General features: G+C 29.0%; 17 protein-coding genes. 11 read left to right on the top strand and 6 right to left on the bottom strand.

Annotated elements, in window-relative coordinates:
• Nucleotides 1-236 precede the first annotated feature (236 nt).
• Nucleotides 237-2648, top strand: a complete 2412-nt coding sequence (locus NJU99_RS00545; protein WP_254576792.1) for a methyl-accepting chemotaxis protein — start codon at nucleotides 237-239, stop codon at nucleotides 2646-2648.
• 58 nt (nucleotides 2649-2706) lie between these two features.
• On the opposite strand, the gene rbp is transcribed toward NJU99_RS00545, so the two are convergent.
• The 6 genes from rbp to hisF form a co-directional block, all read right to left on the bottom strand.
• Entirely contained in the window at nucleotides 2707-2973 is a 267-nt protein-coding gene (rbp, locus tag NJU99_RS00540; protein WP_254576791.1) for an RNA-binding regulator, read from the bottom strand.
• A gap of 68 nt (nucleotides 2974-3041) precedes the next feature.
• On the bottom strand, nucleotides 3042-4451 hold the full coding sequence (gltX, locus tag NJU99_RS00535; protein ID WP_254576790.1) for a glutamate--tRNA ligase: 1410 nt from the start codon (nucleotides 4449-4451) through the stop codon (nucleotides 3042-3044).
• Nucleotides 4452-4551: 100 nt separating this feature from the next.
• On the bottom strand, nucleotides 4552-5634 hold the full coding sequence (gene rlmN / locus NJU99_RS00530) for a dual-specificity RNA methyltransferase RlmN (RefSeq protein ID WP_254576789.1): 1083 nt from the start codon (nucleotides 5632-5634) through the stop codon (nucleotides 4552-4554).
• A gap of 11 nt (nucleotides 5635-5645) precedes the next feature.
• Complete coding sequence (locus NJU99_RS00525) at nucleotides 5646-6182, bottom strand: phosphorylase family protein (RefSeq protein ID WP_254576788.1); 537 nt, start codon at nucleotides 6180-6182, stop codon at nucleotides 5646-5648.
• Entirely contained in the window at nucleotides 6183-6869 is a 687-nt protein-coding gene (locus NJU99_RS00520; RefSeq protein WP_254576787.1) for an SIMPL domain-containing protein, read from the bottom strand. It abuts the gene before it with no gap.
• A 2-nt stretch (nucleotides 6870-6871) separates the two neighbouring features.
• A complete protein-coding gene (gene hisF, locus NJU99_RS00515) occupies nucleotides 6872-7633 on the bottom strand; it encodes an imidazole glycerol phosphate synthase subunit HisF (protein ID WP_254576786.1) in 762 nt (253 codons plus the stop codon).
• A 73-nt stretch (nucleotides 7634-7706) separates the two neighbouring features.
• Between hisF and rsmA the strand changes: the two genes are divergently transcribed.
• The 10 genes from rsmA to NJU99_RS00465 all read left to right on the top strand — a co-directional run bounded on the left by rsmA (nucleotide 7707) and on the right by NJU99_RS00465 (nucleotide 18359).
• Nucleotides 7707-8501, top strand: a complete 795-nt coding sequence (rsmA, locus tag NJU99_RS00510; protein WP_254576785.1) for a 16S rRNA (adenine(1518)-N(6)/adenine(1519)-N(6))-dimethyltransferase RsmA — start codon at nucleotides 7707-7709, stop codon at nucleotides 8499-8501.
• Nucleotides 8488-10434 (top strand): ribonuclease J, encoded by a 1947-nt coding sequence (locus tag NJU99_RS00505; protein WP_254576784.1) that lies wholly within the window; start codon nucleotides 8488-8490, stop codon nucleotides 10432-10434. Before rsmA ends, NJU99_RS00505 begins: the two co-directional genes overlap by 14 nt.
• A 19-nt stretch (nucleotides 10435-10453) precedes the next feature.
• Nucleotides 10454-11413: a KpsF/GutQ family sugar-phosphate isomerase gene (locus tag NJU99_RS00500; RefSeq protein ID WP_254576783.1), complete on the top strand. Its 960-nt coding sequence runs from the start codon at nucleotides 10454-10456 to the stop codon at nucleotides 11411-11413.
• Entirely contained in the window at nucleotides 11413-12237 is an 825-nt protein-coding gene (locus NJU99_RS00495; protein ID WP_254576782.1) for a pseudouridine synthase, read from the top strand. Before NJU99_RS00500 ends, NJU99_RS00495 begins: the two co-directional genes overlap by 1 nt.
• The gene (locus tag NJU99_RS00490) at nucleotides 12218-13402 is read left to right on the top strand and encodes a replication-associated recombination protein A (RefSeq protein WP_254576781.1); all 1185 of its coding nucleotides are present in this window, start codon (nucleotides 12218-12220) and stop codon (nucleotides 13400-13402) included. Before NJU99_RS00495 ends, NJU99_RS00490 begins: the two co-directional genes overlap by 20 nt.
• An 11-nt stretch (nucleotides 13403-13413) precedes the next feature.
• A complete protein-coding gene (gene hemJ / locus NJU99_RS00485; protein ID WP_254576780.1) occupies nucleotides 13414-13929 on the top strand; it encodes a protoporphyrinogen oxidase HemJ in 516 nt (171 codons plus the stop codon).
• Nucleotides 13929-15329: a PhoH family protein gene (locus NJU99_RS00480; RefSeq protein ID WP_254576779.1), complete on the top strand. Its 1401-nt coding sequence runs from the start codon at nucleotides 13929-13931 to the stop codon at nucleotides 15327-15329. The genes hemJ and NJU99_RS00480 overlap by 1 nt, the downstream gene beginning before the upstream one ends.
• A 263-nt stretch (nucleotides 15330-15592) precedes the next feature.
• On the top strand, nucleotides 15593-16009 hold the full coding sequence (locus tag NJU99_RS00475; protein ID WP_254576778.1) for a hypothetical protein: 417 nt from the start codon (nucleotides 15593-15595) through the stop codon (nucleotides 16007-16009).
• 2 nt (nucleotides 16010-16011) lie between these two features.
• The gene (locus NJU99_RS00470; protein WP_254576777.1) at nucleotides 16012-17622 is read left to right on the top strand and encodes an FAD-dependent oxidoreductase; all 1611 of its coding nucleotides are present in this window, start codon (nucleotides 16012-16014) and stop codon (nucleotides 17620-17622) included.
• Nucleotides 17619-18359: a succinate dehydrogenase/fumarate reductase iron-sulfur subunit gene (locus tag NJU99_RS00465; RefSeq protein WP_254576776.1), complete on the top strand. Its 741-nt coding sequence runs from the start codon at nucleotides 17619-17621 to the stop codon at nucleotides 18357-18359. Before NJU99_RS00470 ends, NJU99_RS00465 begins: the two co-directional genes overlap by 4 nt.
• The last annotated feature ends 10 nt before the right edge of the window (nucleotides 18360-18369 follow it).

The raw sequence follows: 18369 nt of genomic DNA, 5'->3' as shown, positions 1-18369 counted from the left end.
ATTTATCCTTAAAATTTAATCTTATCAAATAAAAGTTAATAAACTTCTATAAATACTAAAAATTTGTAAATAATTTAAAGATTATCTATTGATTTTTATTATATAATTGTCATTATTATCATTTATGGTATCTAGTTTCATTATTTTATATATTTGTTTGTTTTATAACACTTTTTATAACTCAAATGATACTTTTTACTGGTATAATTTTTATATAGCGAAAAAAAGGATTTAACATGGAAAAGAAATCTAGCTTTGGAAAGAAACTTTTATTACAAGTTCTTGGTGCTACGGTATTAGTATTTTCTATTACTATGTACTTTGTATCAAGTTACTCATATAAAACATCTCAAGAAGATGCAAGGAAATATTTAAAAGAGCTTTCAGCTAAACATGCTGAAAATATTAAAGGTCAAATTGAACAATCTATTATTGTTACAAGAGGTTTGACTTCAAGGTTTGAGCAAGCAGTAGCTCATAATACTAAAATGAGTGAAAAAGAGACTGTCAAGTTTTTTGAATCTATTTTAGAACACAACAAAAGTATTATTGGTGTTTGGTTTAAAGTTAAAGAAAAAGGTACTTTTTTTGATTTAATCCCAGAAGGTACAAAAAAAGCTGGATATGATAAAACAGGTCAGTTTAATCCTTATGTTGTAAGATCAAAAGGCTCGTATGTACTAGATACAGGTTCAGTGTATAGTGATGATTTAGAATGGATTAAAGGCCCTAGAGAAGCTAGAAAAACTTTCATCACTAAACCTTACAAATATCCTGTTGATGGAGTTGAAGTACTTATGACAACTATTGCTCTTCCTATGTATAAAGATGGATTATTTTTAGGTACTATTGGAGTTGATATTGTTCTTGATACTTTTGCTAAAATGGCAAACTCAATTAAAGTATTTGACACAGGTTATACTTTCTTAATTGATAACTATGGAATTATGGTTGGTCACAAAAATAAAGATTATTTAGGAAAAGATATATTAGATATTACTAATAATTCTCAAGACTATAAAAATCTATTATCAAACTCTAAGGAAAATAAGCCATATTCATTTACAAAAATATCTGAAAATACTGGAAATGAATCATTTTACTACTCAACTCCTTTTGAATTAAAAGGAACTGATACATATTGGAATTTTGTAGTTTTAGCTCCAACAACTGAATATTTAGGAAATGCAATATTTATTAGAAACTTCTCTATAGTGGCAAGTTTAATAGGTCTTCTTTTAATTGCAGGTGTTATTTATTTATCAGTTAGAAAGTTGAACTCTAACTTAAGTGATATTTCTATTGGGCTTGAAGGATTCTTTAAATACCTAAATAAAGAATCAACAACAACAAATGACATTGCTGTTAAAAGTAGTGATGAATTTGGAGTAATGGCTTATTCAATTAATACAAACGTAGAGAAAATTAAAGTAGGAATTGAACAAGACAATTCATTAATTGAAAATGTTAAAACTGTTGCTAATACTGTAAGCCAAGGTTATTTAGATAAAAGAATTTCAAATTCAACTTCAACTGAATCATTAAATGAGTTAAAAGAACTTCTAAACTCTATGCTTGATACTCTTGAAAGTTTAGTAGGAAAAGATTTAAATAAAATTAGTGACGTTTTAGGAAGCTATACAAATAGGGACTTTACAGCGAAACTTGACTCTTCTAGCTGTGGTAAGATTGGAAATGAGATTATTGAGATGAATAGAATGATTACACATATGCTTCAAGATAGTGAAGAAGATGGTATATCATTACAAAATAGTTCAAGTGAATTAACTCAAAATGTAAGAACTTTAAGTAATAATGCAACTTCTCAAGCAAGTTCACTTGAAGAGACTGCTGCATCTATTGACGAGATTACAAGTAATATTGAACAAACAAATCAAAAAGCACAACAGATGCTTAATATCTCAAATGAGACAAAATCATCTGCTGCAGAGGGTCAAAGCCTAGCAAATGAAACTGTAAAATCAATGGATGAGATAAATGATACTGTTGTTGCCATAAACGATGCAATTTCAGTTATTGATCAAATTGCATTCCAAACAAATATTCTTTCACTAAATGCAGCTGTTGAAGCTGCTACTGCTGGTGAAGCTGGTAAAGGTTTTGCCGTAGTTGCACAAGAAGTTAGAAACCTAGCAAGCAGATCAGCTGAAGCTGCTAAAGAGATTAAAGATTTAGTTGAAACAGCAACTGTAAAAGCAAATACAGGTAAAAGCATCAGTAGTAAAATGATTGAAGGCTTTAATCAATTAGATGAAAAGATTGTGGAAACAAGTAAACTTATTGATGATGTTACACATGCAGCAAATGAGCAAACAATAGGTATGACTCAAATTGCTGATGCAGTTGGACAATTAGATCAATTTACACAACAAAATGCTGCTATTGCAGATAAAACAAACTCTATTGCACAAGAAACAAATACTATTGCACAAGAAGTTGTTGAAGCAGTTAATAAAAACAACTTTGAAGGTAAGGGTACAGCTAAGGTAAAACAGCCTAGTTATGATTCTTCTGCTATTGAAGTAAAAGAAGTAAAACCAATCAAGGTTAAAAAACATACTCCTTCAAGTAATACAACAATAAAAAGTAATACTAATAGTTCAGATGATGAATGGGAAAGTTTCTAAAATAAAAAAGCCTTAGATACAATGTATCTAAGGCTTTTTTTATGATAAGAAAAAATGACTAGTATTGTCTTCTAGGTCTTTCTTCTCTTGGTTTTGCTTCATTAACTCTTAAAGTTCTACCTTCGCAGTCATTACCGTTTAATGCTTCAATAGCTTCACTTCCAGCGTCTGCTGAATTCATTTCAACAAAACCAAAACCTTTTGATCTTCCAGTATCTCTATCCATGATAACTTTAGCACTTTTAACTTCGCCAAACTTAGCAAAAACTTCTTCTAAACTCTTATCTGTCATTTGGTAAGACAGATTTCCAACATAAATGTTCATGTTAATTCTTCCTTTATTTAAGTATAATCATTATGCCCTATTATGAAATAATAATCAAGTAAAGAGTACTACTCTTTTCCAAAATTTTGCGCTATTGCATTGTTTATTCTAGTTTTTACTTCATCAAATCCTAATATTGCCATAATATCATATACAGAAGGTGCTTGTGTTCCACCTGTTAAAGCAATTCTAATTGGTTGGAATAATTGAGGAAATTTTAAACCATTTTCTTCAATAAAAGGTTTTGTTATAAGTTCATAATCTGGTGCTAAATGTAAACTATCTTTATTTGATTCTAATAAAGCTAAATAGTTTTCTAACATCTCAACAGTTCCCTCTTTTACAAACTTCTTAGAACCTTTTGATTCATAAGATGTAGGAACTTCAACTATTTTAGAAATTGCATCTTTTAATTCGATTAATGTTTGAGCTCTCTCTTTTGATAAGTCTAATAACATCTCTTTTTTATCATGTCCTTCTAAGTGACAATCAAAATACTCTAACTCTTTTGCTAATCTCTCATTTGATACATTTTTAATATAATGAGCATTTAACCATAAAAGCTTTTCTGCATTATAAGCTGATGCTGATTTATTGATATTATTTGGATCAAATAATTCTAACATCTCATCCATTGAGAAAATCTCTTGATCTTTATTTGACCAACCAAGTCTTACTAAAAAGTTTAAAAGTGCTTCTGGTAAATATCCATCTTCTTTATACTGCATAACATCCATAGCACCATCTCTTTTAGATAGTTTTTTACCTGATGGATTATTAATCATTGGCATATGATAGAATTTTGGTACATCAAATCCTAAAGCATTATAAATTACGATTTGTTTTGGAGTATTTGATACATGGTCATCACCTCTTAATACATCAGTCATTCCCATTAAATGGTCATCAATAGCAACAACAAAGTTATAAATAGGCATACCATTTGCTCTTGCAATTACAAAATCATCTACTTGAGAAGCATCAAAACTCATCTTTCCTTTTACACCATCTTCAAACTCAATTTTTCCCTCAGTTGGAGCTTTGATTCTAATTACTGGCTCAACTCCCTCAGGAATTTCAGGTAATACTTTACCATCCTCTGGTCTCCAAGTACCATCATATCTTGGGTTTTCTTTTGCAGCTTCTTGCTTAGCTCTTAGGGCATCAAGTTCATCTCTACTCATATAACATTTATATGCTTTACCCTCTTCTAGTAATTGAGCGATGTATTTTTTATAAATATCTGTTCTTTTTGATTGATATTCAATTTCACAGTCACTTGGCATTCCAACCCACTCAAAAGCTTCAAGAATAGCTCTTACTGCATCTTCATTATTTCTTGCATTATCTGTATCTTCAATTCTTAATTTAAACTCACCACCAGTTTTTTTAGCCCATAAATAGCTATATAAAGCTGTTCTAAGACCTCCAATATGTAAATATCCTGTTGGGCTTGGTGCAAATCTTGTAATTGCCATTTTAAATTAATTCTCCTCTTCTTTATCTTCTTTATTACTTATATAAAAACCTACTGCCGAAACTACTACCACTACTACTATAAAAGCTAAAAGTGCTATCTCAAGTGTTGCCATTTGTTTCCTTCTCTTTTAACTGCCCGCAAGCAGCTGAAATATCAAGCCCCTTTGACTCTCTTATAGTACAAATAAGTCCCCTATCATTTAAAAAGTCTTTGAATTTTATCATATCTTTTTCTTCTGGTCGCTGATATGTAGTTCCTGGATATGGATTAAAGTAAATTAAATTTACTTTTGCATGAATTCCATTTAGTAAAACAAGAAGTTTTCTTGCTGCTTCAATAGAATCATTTTTACCTTTAATTACAAGATATTCAAACATAACTTTTTTTCTAGTATCAACTGGGAACTTTTTAACAGCAGCAATAATAGAAGCAATATTATAAGCCTTATTCATAGGAATAAGTTCACTTCTTAGCTCATCATCAACAGCATGTAAAGAAATAGCAAGTTGTATTCCTAAATCTTTTTCACCAAGTTTTTCAATCTTTGAAGCAACACCTGATGTTGATACTGTTTGTCTTCTTCTATTTATTGATAAACCATCTTCATCTGAAAAAATTTCAACTGCTTTAGTAAAGTTATTGAAATTATCAAGTGGCTCACCCATTCCCATATATACGATATTTAAAGACTTATTTTCAGGAATATCATTATCTCTTTTGATATTTACAATTTGAGCTATGTACTCTCCTACAGTAAGATTTCTAACAAACCCACCTTTAGCTGTAAGACAGAAAGTACACCCTACTTTACACCCAACTTGTGAAGAAATACAAACAGTATACTGCTCACTTCTTTGGATATTTCCATCTTCATCAATCTTTTTTTTCTTCATTAGAAGCAATACAGCCTCAACCGTATGGTTATCTCTTAATTTAAATAGATATTTTATACTTCCATCGCTACTTTGTTCTTTTTTCACAATTTCCATAATATCTATTGGATATTCATTTTCTAATGTTTGTTTTAAATCATTAGGGATATTTTTCATTTCATCATATGATGAAGCATAGTTTTTATATAACCAGTTATATACTTGTTTTGCTCTAAATGATGGCTTTAAAGTATTTTTTAAATCATCTAAAGTAAAATCATATATAGATGGTTCTGCAAATTTTGACATATTTTCTACTCTTATTTTATAATTTGTTTTTCAACTAAATAATTAGTTAGTTTTTCCATTGCAACTTTATGATTTTTCATAAAGTCTTCATGGGCATTTTCATCTGTAAAGTTTGTAACAACAAAGATACCAGCAACAGGTATTTCAAACTGTTTTGCAACTTGAAGTACAGAAAAATACTCCATGTTTTCAATACCTATACCGTACTCTTTAAAGTTTTTTGTAAGTTCACTGTTTGTAGAGATATAGTTTGATGAGTTTACAATAGTATCATTTCTTGCAAACTTATTTTCTGATTCTAAAACATTATCTAAAGGAGTGTATGAACTATTAGTTAAAAAACTAAGCTCAATATTTGAAGCTCTTTTTGACTCAAGAATATCAAATACCTTATGTTCACCATACGAACCAGCACTTCCTATAAATAGTAAATAATCTGGCTTATCAAATAAACACTGTCTTGTAAGGTTTATAGCAGATTCTACAAGCCCTACTCCAATTGGTGTTGCAAATGGAAATACTTCATTTCTTCCAGCACATATTATCATTTATTTACACTCCATTAAAAAGTTTGGGTTTAAAGAAATAGTCTTATCACTATTTACAGGGGCTAAATCTGAAACCGCTTTAGCACTCATAGGCATAGCTTCACTTCTAAAAAAATTGTTTCTTGAAATATTGTTTATATTTATATTTTTTACTTCACAACTTTTTAAAAGTTTTGCACTTAAATTTTTACTATATTTACTTGCCCAAGTAATAACTTCAATTCTTAATAAATCAACTGATTTTTCATATAAGCTTTCACTAATCTTCCAAGATAAATTTGAAATATTTACCTTAGCTTTTCTTATATCAACTATTTTCTTTAAAGCAATAAGTTCATCAATAAATTTATTTATTTTTTTTGCATTAGTTGATTGTATTTCATATCTTAGTGTTCCCACATATCCCATAAACTCTTGTTTATTTTTATAGTATCTATATTTAGGGTTTAAAATATATGAACCATTTTTTTTAGTAACACTATCACTATCTTTTATAAAATCGTTAAATCTATCTATATTTCTATTTATAAAGTTTTCATCATCACCTTCTATATTTACAGAAATAAATGTAGTTAATACATCAGGAGTCACTACACTTGAAAACTTTTTATTAAAACTTATATCATATGCAAATAATTGTAATGGTAATAAAGTAAATATTGCCATTAACATAATTTTTTTTATCATAATTAAATCCTTACGGGAATATTGTTCTGTCTTAAATATCTTTTTAAATCCATAATATCAATCTCTTTAAAATGGAAAATTGATGCAGCCAATGCAGCACTAGCTCCATGATCAAATGCTTCTTTCATATGTTCCATAGTTCCAGCTCCACCACTTGCAATAACAGGAATATCAACTAATGATGATACTTGTTTTGTAATATTAAGTTCAAAACCTGTTTTAGCTCCATCTGTATCCATAGAAGTTAATAGGATTTCACCAGCACCTCTATCATAAACCTCTTTAGCCCATTGCAATGCGTCAATTCCAGTATCTTCTCTACCACCCTTTACAAAAACATGATAAGAGCCATCTTCTACTTTTTTAACATCAATTGCAACTACAATACACTGAGAACCAAATCTTTTAGCACCTTCATTAATAAAATCAGGATTTGTAACAGCTGAAGAATTGATTGAAACTTTATCACAACCAACATTTAAAAGTTTATAAATATCATCTAATTTTCTAATTCCTCCACCAACTGTTAAAGGAATAAAAACCTCTTTTGCTACTTCTTTTACTATATCAACTATAGTTCCTCTATTTTCATGACTTGCTGTAATATCTAAAAATGTAATCTCATCAGCACCTTCATTGTTGTACCTTTTAGCTACTTCTACAGGATCACCTGCATCTCTTAAACCTACAAAGTTTACACCTTTTACTACTCTTCCGTTATCAACATCCAAACATGGTATTATTCTTTTTGCAAAATTACTCAAATAAATTCCTTTACTATAACTAGTAATTATCTTATCTAATTGTAAGTTAAAAACAGATATACTCTTCGGAATAATGGAAAAAGTAAAAGCAAAGAAAAAATACGGACAAAATTTTTTAATAGATTCATCGATTTTAGGAAAGATCATCCAATCGATGCCCAACAACAGTAATGATATTGTAGAAATTGGGCCTGGATTAGGTGATTTGACTAAATACTTAGTCAAGTACAAAGATACAACTGCTTATGAAGTAGATACCGATTTAATTGGTATTTTAGAATCGAAATTTAAAGAGCAAATAGAGCAGGGGAAACTAAAACTGATCCACACTGACGTTTTAGAGGCTTGGGATAAGCAAGGAACCCTGAAAGATGGTAAATATGACATGATTGCAAACTTACCATACTATATTGCGACAAATATTATATTAAGAGCATTAGAAGATAACAACTGTGAACATATCATGGTAATGATTCAAAAAGAGGTTGCTTTAAAATTTACTTCAAAAGTAAATGATAAAGAATATTCATCTTTAGGAATTATAAGCGAGCTTTTATCAAGTGAGTCAAGGATACTATTTGATGTACCTCCTGAATCATTTGATCCTCCACCAAAAGTTATGTCTTCTATACTTTATATAAAAAAAGATATGAGTAAATCTATTGATAAGGAATTTAAAAAGTTTTTAAAATCTTGTTTTACACAACCAAGAAAAAAACTTTCTAAAAATCTATCATCAGTATTTGACAAACAAACTCTATCTTCTATATATGAAGAGCTAGAAATAGATTCTAATATAAGACCTCATGAAGTTAGTTCATCTTTGTATAGCCAAATGTATACAAAGGTTAAAAATGGAAGAGACTAAGCAAGAAGAAACTAAACAAGAAGAGACTGTTGTAGCAAAAGAAGAAACTAAAACTGAAGAAACTAAATCAGAAGAAAACACATCTGCTCCTAAAAATCAAGAAGAAAAAAAAGAACAAAGAAAACCAAATCCACAAAACAAAAAAAGAAAGCCTAGGCCTAAACAGCCATTAAAAGGTCAGGGTTGGGTAAATGATCTTAAAAAAGCACATGCAATTAATGAAAAAATTCAAAAAGATAGATTAAATCCACACTATAAATTAAATCTAAATACTAGTGCCAAAGTTAGAATTACTCCTCTTGGAGGACTAGGTGAAATTGGTGGAAATATGATGGTAATGGAGACTGATAAGTCTGCAATTATTATTGATGTTGGTATGAGTTTCCCTGATGATGATATGCACGGTGTTGATATTTTAATACCTGATTTTACTTATATTAGACAAATTAAAGATAAGATTGCTGGTATTGTTATTACTCATGGTCATGAAGATCATATTGGTGCAATGCCATATTTATTTAAAGAGATGCAATTCCCTGTTTATGGAACATCATTACCATTAGAAATGATTGGTTCAAAATTTGATGAACATAAAATGAGAGAACATAGAAAATTATTTAGAGCTATTCAAAAAAGAACACCTATCAAAATAGGGGACTTTGAAGTAGAATGGATGCATATTACTCACTCTATTATTGATTCATCATGTATCGCTGTTACAACTGAAGCTGGAACTATAATACATACAGGTGACTTTAAAATTGACCATACACCAATTGATGGATATCCAACTGATATACATAGATTAGCTCATTATGGGGAGAAGGGTGTTTTATTATTAACATCAGATTCAACTAACTCACACTCACCAGGATTTACAAAAACTGAAAAAACTGTAGGGCCTACATTTGAGAGAATTTTTGCAGGTGCAAAAGGAAGAGTTATTATGTCTACATTCTCTTCAAATATCCATAGAGTTTCTCAAGCAATTGAGAAGGGTTTAAAATACAATAGAAAAATTTGTGTTATTGGAAGATCAATGGAGAAAAACCTTGATTTAGCAATGAGCTTAGGTTATATCAAATTCCCTAAAGATCAATTTATTGATCCACATGAAGTAAATAAATATAAAGATGATGAAGTACTTATTGTTACTACTGGTTCTCAGGGTGAATCTATGTCAGCACTTTATAGAATGGCTATTCATGAACATAGACATATTAAGATTAAGCCAACTGATCAAATTATTTTATCAGCTAAAGCAATTCCTGGAAATGAAGGAAGTGTATCTGGAATTATCAACCACTTATTAAAAGCTGGTGCAAAAGTTGCTTATCAAGATTATGCAGATATTCATGTTTCAGGTCATGCTGCACAAGAAGAGCAAAAATTAATGTTAAGACTTGTTAAACCAAAATTCTTTATGCCAGTACATGGTGAGTATAACCATGCACTTAAACATGGTCAAACAGGTATTGATTGTGGTATTTTAGAAAGAAACTTATATATTATGAGTGATGGTGAACAAGTTGAAGTATCACCTAAATATCTTAAAAAAGTGAAATCTGTTAAAACAGGTAAGGTTTATATTGATAATCAACTAAACCACAAAATCTCTGATGATATTGTAATTGATAGACAAACAATGGCAAACGAGGGTGTTGTTATGATTGTTGCACAAATCAATGAAAATGACAGAACTTTAGCACAAAAACCAAAAGTAGCTTCATTTGGTCTTGTTCCTGATAAACAAGATAGATTCTTTGCAAAAGAGATTGAAGACTTATTAAATACATTCTTAGTAAATGCAAAGCCAGGTATTTTCAAAAATACTAGAGTTTTAGAAGATGAATTAAGAAAAGTTGTAAGAAAACACTGTATTAGAAAATACAAAAAATATCCTATGATTGTTCCAACAATATTTGTACAATAATAATAAGGAGTAGGGCAATATGAATTTTAATGAGATTATTAAAGATGTTTTATTAACAGAAGCAAAAGAGATAGAAAAAGCAGCAGCTAATCTATCTTTTGATATTGATAAAGCCGTTGATATGATAATCAACTCAAAAGGTAAACTAATTATTACAGGTGTTGGTAAATCAGGACTTGTAGGTTCAAAAATTGCTGCTACACTTGCTAGTACAGGAACTTCATCATTCTTTTTACATCCAACAGAAGCTATGCATGGGGATTTAGGAATGATAGGTGAAAATGATATCGTTCTTGGAATTTCTTATAGTGGAGAGAGTGAAGAGCTTGTACAAATTCTTCCTCATTTAAAGAGATTTAATATTCCTTTAATTGCTATGGCAAAAAATGAAAACTCTACTTTAGCTAAATACTCAGATATTTTTATAAATATCAGTGTTGAAAAAGAAGCATGTCCACTTGATACAGCACCTACATCGTCAACTACATTGACAATGGCAATGGGTGATGCACTTGCAGTATGTCTTATGAAAAAAAGAGACTTTAAAAAAGAAGACTTTGCATCATTTCATCCAGGTGGTAGCTTAGGGAAAAAACTTTTTGTAAAAGTTGATGACTTACTAAGAAAAGAAAATCTTCCAATAGTTTCACGTGAAACTAAACTAAAAGATGCAATTGTTGTAATGAGTGAAGGAAGACTTGGAAATGTTATTATCATAGATAATAACAAGGTTATAGGTTTATTAAGTGATGGTGACTTAAGAAGAGCTCTAATGAATGAAAGTTTTAGTTTAGATTGTAATGTAGAAGACATAGCAACGCTAAATCCTAGAACATTAAAAAACAAGAACTTATTAGCTAGTGATGCATTATCTATTATTGAAGATTACAAAATTCAACTATTAGTAGTTACTCAAGAGAATGATGAGCTTGTAGGTGTATTACATATACATGACCTAATTGAAGCAGGAATAAAATAATGAAAGAAAACAATAACTGGATCAGTACGAAAGAAGAATCTACTGAACCTGTAAGACTTAACAAGTTTATATCTCATAATAGTAACTTTTCAAGAAGAGAAGCTGATAAGCTAATAGAAGAGGGTAAAGTTAAAGTTAATGGCAAAGTTATAAGTAACTTAGCTACAAAAGTTTTACCAAGTGATAAAGTTCAAATTGGTAAGCAAAATGTTAAACATGAAAAAGATAAATTAATCACAGCAATAGTTTATAATAAACCAAAAGGTGAGATTGTTTCTAAAAATGATCCACAAGGAAGAAAAACTATTTTTGATTCATTAGGGAAGAAATATAAACACTTTTTACCTGTAGGTAGACTTGACTATGCCAGTGAAGGTTTATTGCTTTTAACGGACTCTGTAGAAGCCTTAAATGCACTAGTACATTCTAATCTTGAAAGAGTATATAAAATCAAAGTAAATGGTGAAATCAGCAAACAAGTTGAAGATGCTATGCAAAATGGTTTAGAACTTGAAGATGCAAGTCTTGGGGCACACAAAAACTCAAAAATTAAAGAAATGACTTTTAAACCTTTCTTAGCTTATGATATTCAAAGAAATGAATCAAATTTTTCTAGAATTAAAGTAGTAATTAATGAAGGAAAAAATAGAGAATTAAGAAGATTCTTTGGACACTTTGGATTAGATGTTTTAGATTTAAAAAGATTAGAATTTGGTGGAGTATCACTAAATAACCTACCAACTGGAAAATCAAGATTCTTAACAAGAGATGAGTATAGAAACCTAAGACATTTTTTAAACGAAGATGACAGATCTAGCAAATAAACTAAGACCAACAAGTTTAGAAACTTTTGTTGGTCAATCTCATATAATATCAAAAGACAAAGCCCTCTATAAACTTATCAAGAAAAAAGATATACCCCACTTATTTTTTTATGGAAAACCTGGAACTGGAAAAACTACACTAGCAAAAATTATTGCAAAAGAAATAAACACTGATTATTACTATTTCAATGCTACATCTATAAAGGTTGAAGACTTAAGGAAAGTATTTGATAGATATAAAAATGCTTTGATTAAACCCTTAGTTTTTATAGATGAAGTACATAGATTATCAAAAAACCAACAAGAAGTTTTACTTCCAATAATGGAAAACTATGATGCTATTATTATTGGTGCTAGTACTGAAAATCCATTTTTTACTCTTACAAATGCAATAAGATCACGATCTTTTCTTTATGAATTTAAAGCATTTACAAAAATTGAAATGGAAAGAATACTTTTAATTGCTACAAATGAAGTGGATATAAACTTATCAAATGAAGCTAAAGAGTATCTAATGATATCTAGTAGTGGTGATGCTCGAGCTATGCTTACACTTTTAAACTTTTCATATAAAGTATCAAAAAATATTGATGTATCTTTACTAAAAGAGTTAAGAGAGAATGTAATAGGGGATGGAGTATCATCTTCTGATACTCACTATGACTTAGCAAGTGCTATGATAAAATCTATTAGAGGATCAAATGTAGATGCAGCACTATACTACTTGGCAAGACTAATAAATGGAGGGGAGAGTGTAGACTTTATTACAAGAAGACTTGTGATTTTTGCTAGTGAAGATATAGGGAATGCAAATCCCAATGCTTTAAATTTAGCAGTAAGTACAATGCAAGCTTGCAATAAAATAGGCTATCCAGAATCAAGGATAATATTGGGTCAATGTATTATTTACCTAGCAAGCTCTCCTAAGTCAAATAGTGCATATAAAGCGATAAATAAAGCCCTTAGTGAAGTTAAAAATGGTAGAATACTAGAAATACCAAAGCATTTAGATTCACAACATGTAGGATATAAATATCCTCATGATTATGGTGGATATGTAGAACAACAATATCTAGATAAACCCTTAGAACTATATGAAAGTTTAAATATAGGTTTTGAAAAAACCTTAAATGATTGGTTAGAAAAAATCAAAAATATAAAATAGAAGGAATCATTTTGGAATATTATACTTGGATACTTACTTTTCATGTTGTAGCATTTATGTCATGGATGGCAATGCTATTTTATTTACCAAGACTATTTGTTTATCATGTTGAAAACTCTGATAAAAAAGAGTATGTTGAAATAGTGAAAATTCAAGAATATAAAATCTATAAATATATAGGTGCTCCGGCTATGTGGGCTACAATAGCAAGTGGTGCATTAATGTTAGGACTTAATAGCTCAATTTTAAGTTCAGGTGGCTGGATGCACGCAAAACTAACTGTCTTAGCTTTTTTAATTGCTTATTCATTTTCTTTAGAGAAATATAGAAAAGAACTTGAAAATGACACTTGTAAAAAAAGTGGAAAATTCTTTAGAATGTATAATGAAATACCTACAATGCTTGCAATTTTAGTAGTAGGGTATGTTATTACAAAATCAGTATCTATAATCTTTACAGTAGGAACAATCGCCTTATTTGCCTTTATCGGATATATGATAATGAAACCTAAAAAGGATAAAAGCTAATGTCTTTCGATAAATACTATGTTCTAGATACAAATATCTTACTTGAAGATGCAAATAATATCTTTAAATTATCGCAAGATGGAACCAATCTTATAATACTTCCTGAAACAGTATTAGATGAGATTGATACTAAAAAAAGTGGATTTGATGAGATAAACTTTCAAGCAAGAGAGTTTGCAAGAATTCTAGAAAACTCTAAAATAAACTTCTCAAAAAGTCAAGATGAATACAAGATTATAAGACTTACAATAAATGAAAATACAAATATAGATGTAATTTCAAAAGACACTTATGATGTAAAAACTAATAGTACATCACTTAATATAATCAATGATAGAAAGATTTTAGAAGTAGCAAGTTTTGCAAAAGAATATTATCAAAAAGATATAGAGTTTATTTCACTTGATATAATGGCTAGAACAAGAGCTATATCCCTTGATATAAAAACTGACTCATTAACAGCATCTGAAAAAGGGGAGTTTGATTATAAGTTTGTAAAAGAGCTTACAATAGACTTTAATCAACAAGAATATCTTGATAATGAAGAAATCATAAAATTTGATAAAGAACACGAAGCCCATAATTATTCATATTGCTTTAAAATAAAATCATCAGATCAAGTAATTTTAGCAACAATTCAAAACAAAAGAATTAGACTTTTAGATGAAGGTGATGTAAGAAATCAAATAATTACACCTTTAAATAAAGAACAACTATTCTTTTCTAATGCTTTATTAAATCACTTTTACAATGTACTAATAGTTGAAGCTAAAGCAGGTTCAGGTAAAACTTTACTTGCATTAAGTGCAGCATTAAGACTAGTGAGACAGAAAAACTATCAAAGAATCATATATATAAGAAACTCTGTTGAATCACTAGATAAGGGTGAGGATGTAGGATATTTACCTGGACTTGAAGAAAAATTTAAAATATATAATCATCCACTTATGGATAGTTTAGACTATATAATAAGAAGTGATTATAAAAAGAAAAAATCAAAAAAGAATCCAGAAAATATTCAAGAGCTAGATGAAAGTGAAGTAAGTGCAAGAATAGAGCAGTTAATTACTAACTATAGTATTGAAACTATGTGGGTAGGTGAGATGAGAGGTAGAACATTATCTAATGCCTTTGTAATAATAGATGAAGCTCAAAATATGTCTAATAAAACTATGCAAATGGTTCTATCAAGAATAGACAATTCATGTAAGGTTGTAGTACTAGGTTCTAATAAACAAATAGATAACTTCTATGTTAATAAATATACTAACTCATTAACAACTCTATTAAAGGCTACAAGGCACGAGAATAGTTTAGTTAATACATTTGCTATCAAACTAGAAAAAGTCCTTAGAGGGCCAATTACGGAGTGGGCTGAACAAATCTTTTCAAATAAATAAAAACATAATATAAGGTGTATTAAAAAACACAAATTAATACATCTTATATATTTAATTTATTTTCTAAATTTATATAAAATCTACAATACATATAAAACTATTAAAACAAAATCAAAACAAATATAAATACAATTTTTATAAACAAATACCTATTGTTACTATTGTTCAAGTAAGTATCTAACTAATGATAAAGATAAATAAATTATAAAACTAATATTTTAATTTGTGTTATAATACATACTATAATATGTATAGGAGTTATAATGAACTTATTACAATACACATCAAAAGAGATGTTTTCATCTACAGAATTAATTAGAAAAAGTAAAATGGTTTTTGATAAATTGTCTGATGAAGAAATAGAAAAAGCTGTAATACTAAGAGATGGTAAACCAAGTTTTATGCTTTTAGATTTTGATAGATATGAATCAATAATTGAAGAGTATGAGAAACTAAAAAAAGAGAATAAAAAATTAAAAGAAAAAAAGAAAACTACTGAATTAAGAACAGAGCAAAATACTTCAAGTGAACCTACTGTTTTGAAACAACCAAAAGAAGATGCGATAAGTAGTGATGAATTAGAAAATGCCTTAGCACAAATTGAACAACTTGATATTAGTCTAGATAAAAAGAATGAATCTATAAAAAAACAAGAAGCACTTAAAGACTTTTGGGAATAAATATGCAATATGATGTAATTATTATTGGAGCAGGGGCTTCGGGTTTAACAGCTGCATTGAATGCAAAAAAAAATGGTGCAAAAGTTGCTGTTATAGCAAAAACACTTCCTACTCACTCACAAACAGTTCAAGCTCAAGGTGGTATTAATGCCGTTTTATATGAGGATGATGATAGCGTAGAGCAGCATATTGAAGATACATATAAAGGCTCATATAATATTTCAAATAAAAGAAATATTGAATATATGTGTAAAAATGCTAAAGATACTATTTTGTGGCTTGATAGCATAGGTGTTCCTTTTAATAGAAATAAAAATGACAAAATAGCTCAAAGAAAATTTGGTGGAACTAAAAAAATACGTACTTGTTATAGTAGTGACTATACAGGCTTAAAGATAGTTCATACACTTTATGATCAATGTATATCAAATGATATACAGTTTTATAATGAACATCAAGTCCTAGAACTAATAGTGTCAAATAATGAGTGTTTTGGTTGTATTGCCTATGATATAGTTGATGGTAAAGTTAAAGAGTTTATGTCAAAAAGCACTATATTAGCAACAGGTGGGTATGCAGGTATATATAAAAATCATACAACAAACTCTTTATCTACAACTGCTGATGGTATTGCTATAGCATTTAAAGCAGGTGCGGATTTATCTAATATGGAGTTTGTACAATTTCATCCAACTACTTTAGAAAATACAAATATTCTTATAAGTGAAAGTGCTAGAGGTGAGGGTGGATTATTATTAGATGAAAACGAAAATAGATTTATTGATGAACTTTCAACTAGAGATGAAATCTCAAGAGAAATATTTAAAAAAATAGTAAAAAAAGAAAAAGTATATCTTGATTTAAGACATATAGAAAAAGAAAAAATTGAAGAGCTAATTCCTCAAGAGATGAGACTTGCAAGTGAATTTTCAAATATTGATATATCAAAAGAACTACTTCCTATTACACCAGCTGCTCATTATAGTATGGGTGGAATTAAAACAGATATAAATACAAATACATCAATAAAATCACTTTATGCATGTGGAGAGTGTGCTCAAACAGATATACATGGGGCAAATAGACTTGGTGGAAATTCACTACTTGAAATAGTTACATTTGGAAAAATCGCAGGAATAAATGCCACGAAAAATTTAAGTACTGAAACTATAAATCAAGAGACTATAAATAAATATATAAATCAAAATAAATCAAAAATAAAGACTTTACTACAAAGAGATAAATCAAGTTATTCTATACACAAAACAAAAAATACCCTAGGAGATTTGATGTTTAAGAAGGCAGGTTTATTTAGAGAGGAAGAGACTTTATTATCATTAAGTAAAGAGCTTGAAGCTCTTGAAGCTTCACTTGATTCAATTCATATTGATGATAAATCAAGTATATATAACAAGAACCTTCTTGAATATTTTGAATTAGAAAACTCTATTTGTGTATCAAAAACATTGATTTTTAGTGCCATGAAAAGAAAAGAAAGTAGGGGTTCTCATTATAGAGAAGACTTCAATAAAGCAAATAAACTTTATGAAAAGCCTTCAATACTTACATATAAAAATGATCAAATAGACTTAAATTTTGAGGATATAAAATGAAATTAAAAATTAATAGACTCAGCACAGCTACTAATGATTTCAAAACTTTTGAATTTACAGTATCACAAGAAAATCTTTTAAAAGCCCTAGAAGAAATAAAAACAAATGATGATCCAACTTTAACATATAGATGTGGTTGTAAAAGTGGTGTTTGTGGTTCATGTACAGTAAGAGTAAATGGAGTAGAAAAACTTGCTTGTAGAACAAATATAAAGGAGGGTGATTTAGTAGAACCTCTTAAAAATTCAAGAGTTATAAAAGATTTAGTTGTAGATGTTTCACATGAAACATTGCTAATCAAAAAAACAAATATAGGAATAAAAGAGTCAGCTTCTAAAAATATATCTCAAGCAGATGTACTAAAAATAGATACACAAAGTAATTGTATTTTATGTAATGCCTGCTATAGTTCTTGTCCTGTGTATGAGGTAAATAAAGAGTTCTTAGGGCCATTTGCATTAACTAAAGCACTTAGATATGAAAATGATTTAAAATCACAAGATGAAGAGATTATAAATAGTGTTCAGGCAAATGGTATTTGGGATTGTACTTTATGTAGTGCCTGTACTTTTGTATGTCCTCAAGGAATTGATCCTAAAATGGATATTATGCAATTACAAAATATATCTTCACAAAAAGGTTATACTAATCCTTATATGAATAATTTTGACAATAGTATGGGATTTGATAGTTTTGATAGTAATGATTTTGGATTTAATCCAAATGGAGGTTTTTAATATTTAAGAG

The sequence above is a fragment of the Arcobacter roscoffensis genome (genome assembly GCF_024267655.1).
Lineage (GTDB): Bacteria > Campylobacterota > Campylobacteria > Campylobacterales > Arcobacteraceae > Arcobacter_B > Arcobacter_B roscoffensis.
Note: the sequence above shows the minus strand (reverse complement) of the source record. Positions and strands in the feature narration are given on the sequence as shown.

What these genes read in the sequence shown, in the direction of transcription:
- NJU99_RS00465 (WP_254576776.1), top strand. Translation starts at nt 17,619, where the DNA reads ATGAAATTAAAAATTAATAGACTCAGCACAGCTACTAATGATTTCAAA.
- rlmN (WP_254576789.1), bottom strand. Translation starts at nt 5,634, where the DNA reads ATGTCAAAATTTGCAGAACCATCTATATATGATTTTACTTTAGATGAT.
- NJU99_RS00490 (WP_254576781.1), top strand. Translation starts at nt 12,218, where the DNA reads ATGACAGATCTAGCAAATAAACTAAGACCAACAAGTTTAGAAACTTTT.
- NJU99_RS00480 (WP_254576779.1), top strand. Translation starts at nt 13,929, where the DNA reads ATGTCTTTCGATAAATACTATGTTCTAGATACAAATATCTTACTTGAA.
- NJU99_RS00475 (WP_254576778.1), top strand. Translation starts at nt 15,593, where the DNA reads ATGAACTTATTACAATACACATCAAAAGAGATGTTTTCATCTACAGAA.
- NJU99_RS00470 (WP_254576777.1), top strand. Translation starts at nt 16,012, where the DNA reads ATGCAATATGATGTAATTATTATTGGAGCAGGGGCTTCGGGTTTAACA.
- NJU99_RS00495 (WP_254576782.1), top strand. Translation starts at nt 11,413, where the DNA reads ATGAAAGAAAACAATAACTGGATCAGTACGAAAGAAGAATCTACTGAA.
- NJU99_RS00545 (WP_254576792.1), top strand. Translation starts at nt 237, where the DNA reads ATGGAAAAGAAATCTAGCTTTGGAAAGAAACTTTTATTACAAGTTCTT.
- rsmA (WP_254576785.1), top strand. Translation starts at nt 7,707, where the DNA reads ATGGAAAAAGTAAAAGCAAAGAAAAAATACGGACAAAATTTTTTAATA.
- NJU99_RS00520 (WP_254576787.1), bottom strand. Translation starts at nt 6,869, where the DNA reads ATGATAAAAAAAATTATGTTAATGGCAATATTTACTTTATTACCATTA.
- NJU99_RS00505 (WP_254576784.1), top strand. Translation starts at nt 8,488, where the DNA reads ATGGAAGAGACTAAGCAAGAAGAAACTAAACAAGAAGAGACTGTTGTA.
- rbp (WP_254576791.1), bottom strand. Translation starts at nt 2,973, where the DNA reads ATGAACATTTATGTTGGAAATCTGTCTTACCAAATGACAGATAAGAGT.
- NJU99_RS00500 (WP_254576783.1), top strand. Translation starts at nt 10,454, where the DNA reads ATGAATTTTAATGAGATTATTAAAGATGTTTTATTAACAGAAGCAAAA.
- NJU99_RS00525 (WP_254576788.1), bottom strand. Translation starts at nt 6,182, where the DNA reads ATGATAATATGTGCTGGAAGAAATGAAGTATTTCCATTTGCAACACCA.
- gltX (WP_254576790.1), bottom strand. Translation starts at nt 4,451, where the DNA reads ATGGCAATTACAAGATTTGCACCAAGCCCAACAGGATATTTACATATT.